Annotated in this window: 13 protein-coding genes and 2 pseudogenes; 10 read left to right on the top strand and 5 right to left on the bottom strand. The window is 48.2% G+C overall.

Annotated elements, in window-relative coordinates:
* The first annotated feature begins 34 nt into the window (after positions 1–34).
* The 4 genes from AC0LWN_RS15905 to AC0LWN_RS15890 all read left to right on the top strand — a co-directional run bounded on the left by AC0LWN_RS15905 (position 35) and on the right by AC0LWN_RS15890 (position 3,320).
* A complete protein-coding gene (locus AC0LWN_RS15905; protein ID WP_474666898.1) occupies positions 35–625 on the top strand; it encodes a sigma-70 family RNA polymerase sigma factor in 591 nt (196 codons plus the stop codon).
* Positions 622–1,587 (top strand): DUF4367 domain-containing protein, encoded by a 966-nt coding sequence (locus AC0LWN_RS15900; protein ID WP_474666896.1) that lies wholly within the window; start codon positions 622–624, stop codon positions 1,585–1,587. The genes AC0LWN_RS15905 and AC0LWN_RS15900 overlap by 4 nt, the downstream gene beginning before the upstream one ends.
* 460 nt (positions 1,588–2,047) lie before the next feature.
* Complete coding sequence (locus tag AC0LWN_RS15895) at positions 2,048–2,434, top strand: MerR family transcriptional regulator (protein WP_458964588.1); 387 nt, start codon at positions 2,048–2,050, stop codon at positions 2,432–2,434.
* Between the two features lie 61 nt (positions 2,435–2,495).
* Complete coding sequence (locus AC0LWN_RS15890; RefSeq protein ID WP_474666893.1) at positions 2,496–3,320, top strand: NAD(P)-dependent oxidoreductase; 825 nt, start codon at positions 2,496–2,498, stop codon at positions 3,318–3,320.
* Positions 3,321–3,638: 318 nt separating this feature from the next.
* Here AC0LWN_RS15890 and AC0LWN_RS15885 read toward each other — a convergent pair.
* The 4 genes and pseudogenes from AC0LWN_RS15885 to tnpA all read right to left on the bottom strand — a co-directional run.
* Positions 3,639–4,049, bottom strand: a pseudogene (locus AC0LWN_RS15885) (IS66 family transposase); the annotation flags it as partial.
* Positions 4,050–4,206: 157 nt separating this feature from the next.
* Positions 4,207–4,458 (bottom strand): annotated as a pseudogene (locus AC0LWN_RS15880) (transposase domain-containing protein); the annotation flags it as partial.
* Positions 4,459–4,520: 62 nt separating this feature from the next.
* Complete coding sequence (gene tnpB / locus AC0LWN_RS15875) at positions 4,521–4,874, bottom strand: IS66 family insertion sequence element accessory protein TnpB (RefSeq protein ID WP_458964586.1); 354 nt, start codon at positions 4,872–4,874, stop codon at positions 4,521–4,523.
* Entirely contained in the window at positions 4,868–5,194 is a 327-nt protein-coding gene (gene tnpA, locus AC0LWN_RS15870) for an IS66 family insertion sequence element accessory protein TnpA (protein ID WP_474666891.1), read from the bottom strand. Before tnpA ends, tnpB begins: the two co-directional genes overlap by 7 nt.
* A gap of 37 nt (positions 5,195–5,231) precedes the next feature.
* Between tnpA and AC0LWN_RS15865 the strand changes: the two genes are divergently transcribed.
* Both AC0LWN_RS15865 and AC0LWN_RS15860 read left to right on the top strand, forming a co-directional pair.
* Positions 5,232–5,576, top strand: coding sequence for a hypothetical protein (locus tag AC0LWN_RS15865; RefSeq protein WP_474666889.1), 345 nt, complete (start codon positions 5,232–5,234; stop codon positions 5,574–5,576).
* A gap of 265 nt (positions 5,577–5,841) precedes the next feature.
* The gene (locus AC0LWN_RS15860) at positions 5,842–6,705 is read left to right on the top strand and encodes an AraC family transcriptional regulator (protein ID WP_474666887.1); all 864 of its coding nucleotides are present in this window, start codon (positions 5,842–5,844) and stop codon (positions 6,703–6,705) included.
* Positions 6,706–6,797: 92 nt separating this feature from the next.
* Here the strand turns inward: AC0LWN_RS15860 and AC0LWN_RS15855 are convergent, their stop codons facing one another.
* Positions 6,798–8,861: a methyl-accepting chemotaxis protein gene (locus tag AC0LWN_RS15855; protein WP_474666885.1), complete on the bottom strand. Its 2,064-nt coding sequence runs from the start codon at positions 8,859–8,861 to the stop codon at positions 6,798–6,800.
* A gap of 219 nt (positions 8,862–9,080) precedes the next feature.
* Here AC0LWN_RS15855 and AC0LWN_RS15850 point away from each other — a divergent pair, with 219 nt between their 5' ends.
* The 4 genes from AC0LWN_RS15850 to AC0LWN_RS15835 all read left to right on the top strand — a co-directional run bounded on the left by AC0LWN_RS15850 (position 9,081) and on the right by AC0LWN_RS15835 (position 14,295).
* Complete coding sequence (locus AC0LWN_RS15850) at positions 9,081–10,397, top strand: ABC transporter substrate-binding protein (protein ID WP_474666883.1); 1,317 nt, start codon at positions 9,081–9,083, stop codon at positions 10,395–10,397.
* A complete protein-coding gene (locus AC0LWN_RS15845; RefSeq protein WP_474666881.1) occupies positions 10,394–12,097 on the top strand; it encodes a methyl-accepting chemotaxis protein in 1,704 nt (567 codons plus the stop codon). The genes AC0LWN_RS15850 and AC0LWN_RS15845 overlap by 4 nt, the downstream gene beginning before the upstream one ends.
* A gap of 135 nt (positions 12,098–12,232) precedes the next feature.
* On the top strand, positions 12,233–13,075 hold the full coding sequence (locus tag AC0LWN_RS15840; protein ID WP_458964579.1) for a methyl-accepting chemotaxis protein: 843 nt from the start codon (positions 12,233–12,235) through the stop codon (positions 13,073–13,075).
* Positions 13,076–13,086: 11 nt separating this feature from the next.
* Positions 13,087–14,295 (top strand): hypothetical protein, encoded by a 1,209-nt coding sequence (locus AC0LWN_RS15835; protein ID WP_474666879.1) that lies wholly within the window; start codon positions 13,087–13,089, stop codon positions 14,293–14,295.
* Positions 14,296–14,376: the final 81 nt, after the last annotated feature.

Genomic DNA, 14,376 nt, shown 5'->3' with positions numbered 1-14,376 from the left:
AAGTGAAAGTATGCAGGAAAGGAGAGCTTGAAGGATGCAAGAGCGCGCATTGTTACAATCTTTTAGGCAAAAGAGCGTTAAGGAAGAGACCAATACTGATACTGATACAGCTACAGTGACAAACAGGCTGTTTACAACGATTTTTGAAACGTACTATACAAGAATATTCAACTATACCGCTTACCGCGTCAGTTGCCGTTATACGGCCGAAGATCTGACCAGTCTGGTCTTCGAAAAGACATTGTCCAAGCTGCACAGCTACTCCCCGGATAAAGCGCCGCTGGAGGTATGGCTGTTTGCCATAGCCAGAAATGTAGTGAACGATTATTACAGAAGCTTGAAGCGGACCCGCTTCTTCCCCCTAGAGGTGATCCGGGAACTGGTTTCGAGCAGACAGGTGCCGGAGGAGCAACTGCTGGAGGGAGAACGAAGCGGCCAGTTAAGCCGTGCGCTGGACACCCTGAGTGCGAAAGAGCGGAATATTGTGGCGCTGAAATTCGGGGCTGATCTGAAGAATAAGGAAATTGCCAGCCTCACAGGGATTTCCGAGAGCAACGTCGGCGTCATTCTTTACCGAAGCATGAGAAAGTTAAAATCTGAAATAGGGAGTGTGGAGCGGCTGTGAGTACCAAAGATACGGTAGAGAGATTCTCCAGGGATATCGACGGAGGTCTTCATCATAAGGAACCCGCCCAGTGGAACGGTTCACCGGAATATCTTGAGCTGCTGGAGCTGAGCAAGGCTCTGGCCGGTAAGGATTTCAGCGGCACTTCCAGCAGGGCGGCCGTTCTCTCCAACGTACGGAACCGGACCCAATACGAACAGGAGGAAAGAAAAATGAAAATTAGACACAGTGTCAAACGCCCGGCCATAATCCTCGCTTCCATTCTGGTGGCAGGTGTGGTGAGTGTTACCTTCGTTAAACCATCCTTTGCCCAGGAGATGCTGGGCAGAGTGCTGCAGGAGGTCAATTTGGGGAATATCATTGCAAGCGAATATGATCCGGGCGAGTCTCCAAAGTTTCCGGAGGCGCTTAAGGGCAAGCTTTATGATAAGGACGGCAATATGATAACCTCGTATACAGATAAGCTTGACGAGGTCTATAACGCTAATGGAGAGCAGATTGTTAACTTTGACGGAGATAAGCTGATTACGAAGAGCGAACAGGAACAGCGCGAAAAGGAAGCGGCGGAGAATGTGTTCGTTGCGAAGGAGCAGGCGGAGCTGGATAAATACGCACTCTTCAAGGTTAAGCTGCCGAAATATTTGCCGGAAGGGTTTGCTTTTGACCGGGGAGAATTTTATACCTCCGAGAAAGGAGCAGTGAACGGCAAGTATCTTAATTTGTACTTCACCAGCAAGAAGGAAGGCCAGGAAATCTCGATGCAGCTGCGCTACTCCGATGAAGAAACGGCTTATGAAATGTCAACCAGCGGCAAGCTGGAAAAAGTGCAAGTGAACGGTGCCGATGCCATAATGATGAACGGCAGAAGCCTTGATTGGGAAGCGGACGGTGTGCTGTATGGCATCAACACCCGCGGCCTGGACCGGGCTGAAGTGCTGAAGATTGCTGAATCTATCCGCTGATAAACGAATAGAAAGTGTGTAGAACCTTAATACACGACCCGTAAGCAGGAAACTTTGAAAAAAGCGGCCTGCTTGCGGGTCATTTTTGTCTAGGCGCCCAAGCTTTCTGATCATGAAGAATAAAGATTTATACACTTTTGAAGAGATTTTATTTTCACAAAGGTATATATATAAATTAAGGACTGGTGAATGGCCTCCACCTGAGTGGAAAGGTTTTGAATGATGAGAGGGGAATATAAGTAAGCGTCAAATCCCGCACACCTAGTAAAGCGACGGGATTCATGCGATCATTTGCGTAGCTGAAAGTTACGCGCGCACGTAAGTAGATGCGAGTTATTTTTTGACCGCGGCCACTAAACTAACGGGCAGAATTTCGTGTGCCTTTACATAGCCCAATCAAAGTGCTATGATGCAAACATGACGTTAACGTTATATTCTATCTTGGAAGGAGTGATTGATCATGAACCGCATGCGCATCGGCGAGTTGACAGAACGGGCCGGGGTTACCCAGCGCACGGTGCGCTACTACGAGAGCATCGGACTGCTTCCTTCAGGCGAGCGCGAGGGCAACGGTCATAACTACTACACGGAAGAAACGATCGCCCGTCTGCGGAAGATCGATCAGTTGAAAAAGCTGGGCTTAAGCCTCGAAGAGATTCGGGACGTTATCGAGCTCTACTTCACGGACCCAAGCGGAGTGCAGCCGAAGCGGAAGGTTCTCGGCCTGCTGCGCCGGCATATGGCCGACACAGACGAGAAGCTCGAAGCGCTTGGGCAGTTCCACGCCGAACTACAGTCTCATATCGAACGCTTCGAGCGGTGGCTCGAGGCCAATGATCGTGACTAATTTTTTTTGCTAAAATCATGACGTAAACGTAATGTTTAAAAATTCGAAGGAGGTTATATTCATGAGAGAAAACATTGGTTTTATCGGACTCGGCCAGCTCGGGCTACCCATCGCTGCCAATCTGCTCCAAGCCGGTTATGCGCTGACCGTATACAACCGCACCGCGGACAAAGCGGAGCCGGTCGTTGCTCAGGGCGCGTTGCAGGCGGGAAGTCCCGCTGACGCCGTGACGGCCGGGGGCATCGTCGTCACCTTGGTGTGGGACGATGAAGCATTGGAAGACGTCGTCAGGAGCGAGGGTTTCCTGGAGAAACTGGGACCGGGCGGTATTCATGTGTCGATGAGTACGGTGTCGCCGGATAAGGGCAGGAAGCTGGCGGACTTGCACGCGCGGCACGGCTCCGTATATGTTGAGGCGCCCATCTTTGGGCGGCCTGAGGCAGCAACTGCCAGGCAGTTGTGGATTCCCGTTGCGGGTCCGCAGGAAGCGAAAGAGCGGGTGTGGCCGGTGCTGGAGGCTATGGGAGCCAAAGGGATCTTTGACTTCGGCGAAGGAGCCGGTACCGCCGTGCTAGTCAAGCTGATCGGTAACTTCCTCATCGTCTCCGCCGCACGCTCGCTGGAGGAAGCACTAGGAATGGCCGAGCGCGGTGGGGTCGATCCCAAAGCGGCGGTCAACATGCTTACGAGCACTCTGTTTACCGCCCCAATCTATCAAAGCTATGGCAAAATGATTGCAGAGAAGTCAACAACCATCTCCCAAAGCAAAATTCCGCAGAAGGATGTCGGCCTCTTCCTTTCGGCGGCGCAAAACGTGCAATTCCCTGCTCCGCTCGCCGCTCTGCTGCTCGATATGCTGGAGGACGGGGATCGGAGCAGACAATAGACAAAGCCGATTAGCAAAATTAGAAGGGGCTGTCCCAAGGTCACGAAAGTGATCCGAGGGACACCCCGTTTATTTCTTTCATCTTTCTACCGTATGGGGAGCATATCACCGTAGAGGGATGCTCCTTAAACTTGCCGTTAGAGACAGCGCGGTGAATCGTATCGCAGTAAAACATTACGCAACGGATACGATAATTCAATGTCCGCCGAGGGCAATCCCAAAAAAGAGTTCCATTTAAACGATTTTATTATCAAGAAACACGAGTATTGAAGGAACACTGAATAGCCCCGTATTGGATGGAACGGAGCTGAACGATGCTTATTTGGAATAGACGCGGTATACAAGCGGCAATGAAGCTGACCAGGGAACAAGCTTGCTCAGTGCTTCAGGATCTGCTGGATTGGGAAGCTGTGGCAGCCGCTCAAACAGATGCTGCAAGTACAGATGTGGCTTGAGACCGTTAGCTTTAGCCGTCTCCACGATGCTGTAAATGATCGCGCTGGCCTTGGCTCCGCGCGGCGTATTGCTGAACAGGAAATTTTTTCGACCGATAACCACGGGCTTAATCGAGCGTTCGCTGCGGTTATTATCGATTTCCAGCCGTCCGTCCTGCAAGAATACGTTCAGCTTCTCCCACTGGTTCGTACAGTAAGTGATCGCCGTACCTAACAAACTTTTGGGCAGTACACGCGACCGCTGAGCTTCTAACCAAGCAGAGAACGCGTCCAAGGATGAGCTTTAACTCCCGCCGCACTTCCGTACTCATTTCGTGCAGTTTTCCCGCGCAACACGAACAAACCTGCTCATCTTCGCTCAGCCGGTATTCAATCGTCTCAACTGGCAGCGATGCGAGTTTCGCTTCTCGACCGCCGACCGTTTTCTTGCGCTTGTAAGTGATCGTCTCCATCGTCGGCTCCGGGGCCGCTGGATTCGCTTCGGCCTCCGCTTCATTGAAAAGTGTGAGTTGATCGGGATGGGTTTGTTCACTTGACGCGCCGAAACGCCGATGCTGCGCCAGACGGAACTGCTCCTCGTACCACTTCAGCTTAGCCGACAATTCTGCAATTTGCTGTTCCTGCCTTGCCGTCTTTTGTTTCAGTTCTTCGATTGTAGGTGAGATTTCCGCACGTTTTTCCATACCGTTTCATTTCGTTTGTTCTTGGCATGATTCCTGCATGCTTATATGACGAAATGGCGAATCTAAATCACGGTTTCCACCATGACTCTTGCATGGGCTTGCCGCTGGCTAAGGGAAAGCCCGTCAAGCAGCCAGCGGAGCTCGCGAGAGGTGACCGTCACAACTTGTTCATTGCCGGTCGGCCACTGAAACGTGCCGTGTTCCAGACGACGGTAAAAAAGCCAGAAGCCGTTGACCTCCCAAAAGAGGAGCTTGAGCTTGTTACGCTCGCGATTGCAAAACACGAACAAGCTCGGAGAGAATGGATTCAGGCCATATCCTTCTTGGACGAGAGCAGCGAGTCCATCGATTGATTTACGCAAGTCCGTGGACCCGACAGCCAGATAGACAGGGTGTGCGTTTGAAAACGTCAGCATGATGAGGTTAAGGCTTCTACCACTTCACGAAGCAACTGCCGGTCAAATCCTTTTTGAAGGGTGATGCAGGCAGGCCCGACATGAATAACAAGCGAAGAAGTGGCAAGAGGAGCGTCGAGCTCCGTGACGGTAACCGGAATAAAGCGTGCCGAAGAAACGATGTCTGACGAGGCGATTTTTTTGAGTTTCCGTGTCCAATATTTCAATTGTTCCAAATTGACTTTATTGGCACTGCACCATGCCACCATCGTTAGTCCGCTGGCCTTATAAGCTTCAATGCGTTTCGCCCACTCATCTTGACGTTGATCTCTATTTGTCATGAGGCAACCTCCTCATCTAGGATGCCTTCATTTTTTAATGAGCTTGAGGCTCTTGAAAGGTGGGGAGTATTTTACGTTTACGAATATAATGGATACCAATTTAACTTTGGATATAGTTTTGAGCATTGCCCGAGATTATAAAAATAAATATGAGTTATCAGGTGATATTTCAGATAATTTGGAGCGCACTATAAAGTTCTATAGTGAATTCGATAGCATTAATGGTTCAGTTTGGTTGGTCACAGTAAGTATAGAACCAAATGATTATTTTGCAGAAAATGAATACACAATTGTCATTTCAGATAAGGAAGCAACCGTCAAATATATTATCGACCCCAATGGTCATGTCTATTGTCCTCATTCAGAAACAATGGCTGAATAATAATTTTGCGTATTTAAAAAGGAAAAGGTGAAGATCGCTAATAGCGGAATATCTGTATGATTTCTGATTTACGCATAACAATGCTTGAATTATATAACCTAATTAACGCTTTCCGTTACACTAAACAGGTCGATTATGGTCAGATACCACCATGATTGATCTGTTTTTTTGTTATGCTCATTTTGAATTTAGCAATAAATGTCCTGTGCCGGATGGAAGCGATTAATATAATAAAGGTAATCGTTGCAACGAGGAAGTGAAGCGCTTGGATTATGGGTATATAGAACATTTGCAGAAAACCATTGATTACATCGAGGAAAATCTGAAAGGACCGATTTCCATTGAGGAGTGTGCGCAGCTCTCAGGGTTCTCCAAATTTCATTTTCACCGGATATTTGGCATTTACCTTGAGGTCACTCTGATGGAATATGTCCGCAAGAGGCGGTTAGGCTACGCGATGCTGGATGTTATGCACGGCAAAAGAATTCTGGACATAGCGTTGGACTACGGCTACAGCTCAGAGAGGACGTTCAGCAGAGCCTTTCAGCAGGAATTCGGCCAATTGCCCAGCAGGTGCAGAAGCGCGAGGTACGCTTTGCCGCCCAAGCCGGTGCTGAAGGAGCAAATCAAGCAATTACGAGGAGGATTTCAGGTGAACTATTTAAGTGAGGTTACAATTGGCAGCTTGGATGCAATGAATGTAGTGAGCGGGGTTCGGATCAGCAATAACCCGGAGGATGAAGTAATCCGCTTTGTAACCGAATGGGCGGAAAAGGCAGGGATACCGCCCGAGGCAAGACTTTTTGGTTTTGATGTCCCTGTCGAGGGCGAGGATCAGGAGAAAGGGCTGCGGGGTTACGAATATTGGGTAGCGGTAGAGGAACAGCCAGCGGTTCTGGAAACCGGGCTTGTGTACAAGCATGTGGAGAGCTGCAAATATGCAATGCTGCGGATTACTGAGCCGATGGTCGATCCTTTCGAGCGTATTCCGCTGGGCTGGAAGAAGCTCGCCGAGTGGGTGAACAGCAGAGGCTACAAAACCTCCTGTGAGCAGGAACGCTTCTGGCTTGAGGAGGAGAAGAAGAACGGGGATTCGGTCTACATGGACCTTTATTTCCCCATCGATTAGGAAAAAGCACATAGCCCGCAGTGATGCGGGCTCGAATATGCAAAGAGGGGGGTTCCGGCACCCTGAATCGGCTGCCGGAACCCCCTTGTATGTTATTCCACCTTGAAGGTTGCGGCTGCGTTTGCCAGATCCTTGGTGAGCTGATCAATGGTTTCAACCATTTCAGCCAACTGGCGGACCGTAGCGGATTGCTCCATCATTGTAGCAGTCACTTCCTCCACCGAAGCGGAGACCTCCTCGCCTGTAGCCGAAAGGCTTTGCGCCGACTCCAGAACGCCGTCCTTGTCCTTCTGCATATGGGCAACCTCGTCAGCCATTGATTTTATTTGCTCCGTAATGTTCGTGATTTTCTCGAGAATGGTCTGGAATGCTTCCTGAGTCTGTGCTACAAGCTTATCCTGCATAGTGGAAATGTTATTTATTTCCATCACACTGTCATTATTCTCAGCTACAAACGCAAGATTCTGCTGAATAATGGAATAGATTTCATTCGATTGCTTCGAGCTTTGCTCAGCGAGCTTCCGAATCTCGGAGGCGACTACAGCAAAACCCCGGCCATGCTCTCCGGCTCTCGAAGCTTCGATGGATGCATTAAGGGCAAGCAGATTGGTCTGATTGGCAATCTGGCTGATTGCACCGGTAATATTGCTGATGCTGTTGGAGCTTTCTTGGAGCTTGACGGTGATGGCCGAGATTTTTTGCACCTCCTGTTCGTTCTTGTCACTGATCTCAATCAAATTCTCGACCACCTGATTGCTCGTATGGAAGACCTCGATAATCTCCTCTGCTCTTTCCCTAACGGATTGAGCCTTGCTGTTCATCTCCGCAAATTTCTCACCAAATCCATAGAACTTATCAACGATATGTTCGGTGTCATTGGACTGCAGCTCCATCGCCTGGGCGATGCCCATGGAGGTTACAGAGGTTTCATCAATAGAGCGGGCTGTCTGCTTGGAGGTTTCCTCAAGCTCATTGGTGCTTGTATGAAGCACATGAATGGAGTTGTTCATATTGGTGATTAGCGCTTTATTTTGCCGGACCATGCTATTGAAGCTGTCAGCCAGATCCTTGAACTCGCTTTTATATTTTCCGTCGGCTTCTACGGTCAAATCACCCTGGGCTAAAGTCTTGAACAGCTTAGTTAACTTGACGATGGGATTCGTAATTGAACGGGATAACAATAGTCCAAAGCCAACGGCTACAAGCAGCGCCAGAACCGTAATCAGCAACACCTTATTCAGCATATCGTTTACAGGACGTTTGATATCGCTATAAGAATCGGTAACCGAAATTGTAAGATCTGCGTTGGGAATTTTACTAATTCGCAAATAATCCTCAGCCGTGTCTACCGTCTGCGTTGCAAGATCACCGGTTGCGCGAACCGCCAGTAATGCCTTCATTTGCGGGCTGTCCACGCCGCTTTGCCCAACCTTGGCCGGGTCGGTTGAATGATACAAGAGAATTCCGCTCCGGCTAAGAACCTCAATTTGACCTCTGCCGTTAATTTTAATGTTCCCTAGTTTATCGACAAAAAAGCTGCTGTCTACGGTCATGGCGAACACGCCAAGCACCTTGCCGTCCAAATCTTTGATGGGCTGGGCAAAAACAATCAGTATTTTCTCATTGGTTTTAGACTTAATCGCATCGCTGATGAACGAGGCCCCTTTTATTGTTTCCGTATAGTATTCACGGTCTGATCTGGACTGCCCGATGGATTCAGCGTTCGTTCCTGCAACAATAGTCCCTTTGGTATCGAGAACGATCATAGAGTCGCTTCCCCGTGTTCCTTGTATGCTATCCTTCAGGACCGTATTTGCTTTACTGAAATATGGATTTTCCGCGGAAAAGAATTCCTGATCCGGCAGAGTGCCTCCTGCTCTAAGCTTCAATAGTTCCTTAAAGGTATTATGTACAGAAATCACATAAGAAGTCTGTTCCTGGAGCTGCATTGCTGTCCACAGACCTTCACTGATACGGTCGCTGTTGGCGTTAATTTCATCCTTGCTTTTTCTGAGCAATAAATCGGATGAGAAAAAATACACCGTAACTGATGTCGCCAGGAGCACGGCAGCAACAAGCAAGCTCAATAAAGCCGGAAGCTTAACCTTCAAAGAAACGTTCCTGATTTTGTTCAATAACTCGTTAGTAGTTCTCATGTAGTTAAGTCTCCCCTGTGATATATGTCATCCTGAAAGCGGATCTGTTAAATTATCGGCAGATTGATATACATTTTTAATGGTGAATATTTTACATTTCTCTGCGTTTTTTCTACATGTCAGGTTGTTATTCAAAAAGCGTATAGGCTATCCGATATAGAAAATAAGTTTTAGACACAAAACTGCAAAGAATTTCAACAAGAGGCGGGGGCGTTGGGGATGAAGTCATCAAGAACATTTTTATGGGGATTAGTTAGTCTTTTAGCACTATCGGTGCTGGCGGGCTGCAATGGCCCGGAGAATGAGGCAAAGGAAATACCTAAAGATCAGCAAGTGAATTTGAAGTTTATTTGGTGGGGGAAAGAGAAGCGGAAGGTAGACACGCTCAAGGTCGTTGAACTGTATATGAAAAAGCATCCCAACGTGAAAATTACTACGGAAGATTTCCCGGGGACAGACGAGGTATCGACTCAATTGTCGATAGAAACTGCCGATCAGCAGACCGCTGACATTATTCAGGGAGATTATGATTTTATCTTTAATTACATTAACCGTGATCTGTTTGAACCACTCACTCCTTATGTAGAGAAGAAGATACTGTCCACCTCGGATATCTCACCGGAAACGCTGGCTCCAGGGATGAAGGGGAAGGAACTGTACGCCTTGAATATCGGAATGAATTCCGAAGCTGTGATGTATGATCCTGAATTCTTCCAGAAAGCGGGCATTGCAGTTCCGACGGAAGACTATACGATTGATGATCTGTACAAGACGCTTGTGCAGTTGAAGCAAACGATAACCACGCCTGATTTTTATCCTTTAGCGAATATGATTAGTGTGAATCATTACCTGAGAACCCGGGGAGTCTCGATGTACAATGCTGAGGGAACGGATCTTGGGTACAAGGATGATCAGATGGTGGTCGATTATTTCAAGCTGTATAAAAAGTGGGTGGATGAAGGCCTGGTGAGCAGTGACTCATTAAAAACTATATCTGTTGATGAGAATCATCCCCTCATTACCGGCAAGTCTGCATTGTACATGAGCTTCAGCAACCAAACAACGGCACTTAGCCAAATCGCCGGCCATACGATTAAATTGCTGCCTTATCCTAAAATAACAAAGGAAGCAGAAGGAAGGTTTATTAAACCAGGTCAGTTCCTGGCGGTTTCTTCCTATTCGAAATATCCCGAGGAAGCTGTCAAATTTCTCGATTTCTTCGTGAACAGTACAGAGGCAAATGATATTCTCTTGGGAGAACGCGGAATTCCTGTATCGAATGTGATCTCTGCAAGACTATCTGCAAAGCTGGATGAAGCGGGCAAACAACAGTATAAGCTGCTGGACTACGTGAAGGCTCATTCATCACCAATTGATCCGCCGCCGCCGGGCAGTGCGGTAGTCATTAAAAACAGTTTTGATTTGATCCTGAACCACGTTCTCAAGGGCAACACTACCCCTGAGCAAGGGGCAAAGGATTACCGGGCACAGGCGCTTGAGCTGCTGCAGGGTCAAAAGGGGGCGGGAGCGAAATGAGCAAACTACTGGGCAGCTTTACAATAAGAAAGAAGCTCTACAGCGGCTTTGGATTGGTGTTAATCCTCCTGCTCATTGTAGCCTTCAGCAGCTATTCCTATCTCTCGAAGGTGAATAAGTCTTATACACATTTGTTAACGAATAAAGCTCAATCTGTTCAATTAATCAAGGATATGAGAATCGCTGTGGAAGCGGAGGAGTCCAGCATCAATGGCTATCTGGTTAACGGCGACGAGCAAAGCCTGGAAGCCTTTAAGGATGCGCGCACGAAGTTTGGTACGGCTCTGGAGCAGCTAAAGGCGTTAATTACTCATCGCGACGACAAGCAGATTCTCGCTGGTCTGGATTTGCTGCAGGACCGGTATAGCATCACGGCCATGAAGGTCATAGACAGCAAAAAGCAAAATGATACTGAAGGCTACTTGAAAATTCTTGAATCACAGCGCCCTGTACTGGATAAATTCAGCAGCACCGCAGAGCGGCTGGTTACCCTTCAAGAGAAGGATCTGACAGCGGAGGCCGATGCCACCTTCGATGAAGTCTCGCAAATTAAAATGCTGGTTCTTATATTAACTGGCGCAGCACTAATTATAGGGGCTGTTGCTTCTATTCTAATAAGCAGGGTGATATCGAATCCGCTTCTCAAGCTGCAGAAAATGGCTGTTCAAATTGCCGATGGTGACTTGAGAAATACGACGGTTGAGATTAAAAATAAAGATGAGATCGGTCATTTGGCCGTGTCCTTCAACAATATGGCGAACCATTTGCGGGTGCTTATTCAGGAGGTAGGCACGAATGCAGAACAGGTTGCGGCCTCTTCAGAGGAGCTGACAGCCAGTGCGGAGCAGACCGGACAAGCCACCGAGCATGTCGCTTCGATTACCGAGAAATTGGCTGAAGGCGCTCAGACGCAAGTGAACAGCATTGCAGCCAGTGTTGCGCTCGTTCAGAAGATGGATGAGGAAGCTGCACAGATAGCAGATCGGGCCATTCATGTAAAAGAATCCGTAGATCAGGCCTCCAGCTTGGTCGCCGACGGCATGCAGGCTGTTGAAACAGCGATTCACCAAATGTCTACGGTATCGGCGAATGTTAGTGATGTCTCCAAAGTGGTGAGTGTCCTGGGGGAAAGCTCCAAAGAAATTGGCGATATCATAGCGATTATTACGGACATTGCCAGCCAGACGAATCTCTTGTCCCTGAATGCGGCAATCGAAGCGGCGAGAGCGGGTGAGCATGGCCGGGGCTTCGCTGTAGTAGCGGATGAAGTGCGCAAGCTGGCGGAGCAGACAACCGAATCCGGGAAACGGGTATCCGAGGTTGTTCGTTCGATCCAATTGGAGACCAGCCAGACGATTGCGATGGTGGCACAAGGAGAGAAGGAAGTTGAGCGGGGGATTCATGCAGTAAGAACCGCCGGACAATCCTTCTCCGAAATCGAAGCGTCCATTCAAGCCATCAATGAGCAGATCAGAAATGTATCAGATTCCTCCCAAGGAATGTCTCATGAAACCCATGAATTGGTTGTTGCTTTTGAACAGATTAATATGATTACAGTAGCATCATCCGAAGGGACACATGACGTCTCCGCTTCAGCAGAGGAACAATTAGCCAGCGTAGAAGAAATTGCAGCAGCTTCCAGATTGTTGTCCGAGCTGGCGCAAGAGCTGCAAGAGAGCATTTCAAAATTCTCAGTATAATTGGATATAACAGGAATAGCTTTGGAGAGTCCGCCTTTGTGCGGGCTCCTTTTGCTGTAACTCTTGTCCCTGATTCGAATTTTTTCCTATGCTATAATGATCACAAAAATTTGCTGTAATGGGAGCTGCTAAGCTATGAAAAGCCAAAATGAGACAGATATTGAACGGCTATTGGAATCTTTGAAACTATCACTGCCGCTAGTGCAGCGCTTATTTCCGATTGACGTCATGTTCGCCTTGGCGGATAAGGAAAAGTTCATTTATTACCTCCCGGGAACGGAGCTGGATATCCGGATTCAAGAGGGCACGCCGGTCCCGCCAAGCGGAGGAATCCGGAAGGCACTCGAGACAGGGGAAGAGGTCAGTGCCAACATTCCGAAGGAAATCTACGGCTGGCCCTTCAAATCATCCTCCATACCCATTCATGGGGAGGGCGGGGCAATTACCGGTGTTTTTACGATTGGCATCAGCTTAAGCAATCAAGAAACGTTAAGCTATGCGGCTAATACCCTGGCGACCACCTCTGAAGAGATTAGCATGACCTCTGAAGAAATCGCAGGAACTGCCACCGATTTGGCGAATACCGTAAGCGATCTTAAGGTGCTTGGCCAGAAGGTTGTCGAAGAGCTGCATAAGACGGATGAGATTCTGGATTTCATTACCAAGGTAGCGGACAACTCCAACCTGCTGGGCCTTAACGCCGCCATTGAAGCTGCGCATGCCGCCGAGCATGGACGCGGCTTCGGCATCGTTGCGCAGGAGATCCGCAAAATGTCCGTCTCCAGCGCAGCCTCGGCCAAGGAAATCGCCGGCATCCTGGAGCGGATCAAGATGAACATTTCCCGGATGGATGCAACGCTGCTGGATTGTCTGGGACAGAGCGAGCGCCAGGCTGCGGCGACGGAGGAAATCACCGCCTCCATGCAGCAGCTCGCCGCTTCCGCCGTGGAGATTGAGAAGATTGCGCGGTTGATATGAGGAGAGATGTAATGAAAAAATTATTAAGTCTACTAATTGTACTGTTGGTTGTCTTTGTTCCACTGAATCCTATGCCCGCCGCTGCAGAAGCAGTAACTCCCGTTGCCGGGACGGAGCAGCAACTCAAGCAGCTGGACCCGATCAACTTCCCTGTTTCTACTGATGGCTATAATTATTTGGGAACGGCGAACGGACTCTTATACTTCAAGGAACTGCTTTTGAGCAATAATCCGCGTAATGCCAAGGGGCAGATGCTTCAGGAGTATATCGTTACCATCAATACCAAGACGAATAAGGTGGAGTGGCAGCTTCCGATCTATGGGGGGTTCAAGTTCGGTGAAAGTGCTTTTTTTGATAAGGCAGGTAATTTGTATAGTCTCGTTGGGGCGGGGCTGAAGCAATCCTCTGATGAAACGTTTCTCTATTCCATTAGTCCCAGGGGGACAATGAATTGGCAGGTGTTATTTCCCAGATCGCTGGAGATTGAAGGTCTGATTAACAATAAAATGTTTGTGCAAGACAGCTCTACGGTCTACGCAGTGAATCTGAGCGGTACGGTGGCCTGGAGTAAAAGTTTCGAGAGGGAAAAAATGCAGCCTTCCCATTTTATTAGCGGGGTCGCCCAGAATGAAATATTGACGCTCAAATATAACACACAGCATAAAGCAGCATCTTTTGACGTCCTGGACTGGAATCTCAAGAAAAAAATAAGCTATCCGCTAAACACGAGCAGTACAGTAGAGCAAGCGCTCAAGCTTAACAATGATACATATATCCTCAAAATAAAGAAATCCGAGAGCACAACGCTGCTGGCCGCTATAGGAACAGACGGAAAAGTGAAATGGACAAAGGGAATTGATACGACAACAAAAAGACTCTATATCGTGGATGGTAAACTCTTATTCGCCAATAATAAAGGGTTCTATGTACTGAATGGCAGCGGCGAACAACTGAATCATACCCCGCTTGCTCCCATATCTGTAAAAGGAATAGCCTACAGATTACGGTTGGATGATAAGTACATCTCTATTTCGTCCGATAACAGAATAGAAACGAAAACTGCGCTGACCGTGCTGGACCGGAAAAGCTACAAAACGCTGTATTCATTCGCATATCCGCTCAAAGCTGGAGAACAGCCTGCGATCTATTTTGATGATATTTTCTTCACCCAGGGCAGGTTTTTCACCGTCTATAACTATCAGCTCATTCCGTTTCAATGATAATCAGTTCAGCAAGCCTGCGCCCTGCGCAGGCTTTTTGCTGTTGCCTTGGCAGCCGTGATTATCCATCATGCTTGTCAT

The sequence above is a fragment of the Paenibacillus sp. sgz302115 genome (assembly GCF_056120445.1).
This window is presented reverse-complemented; position numbering and strand designations above follow the sequence as displayed.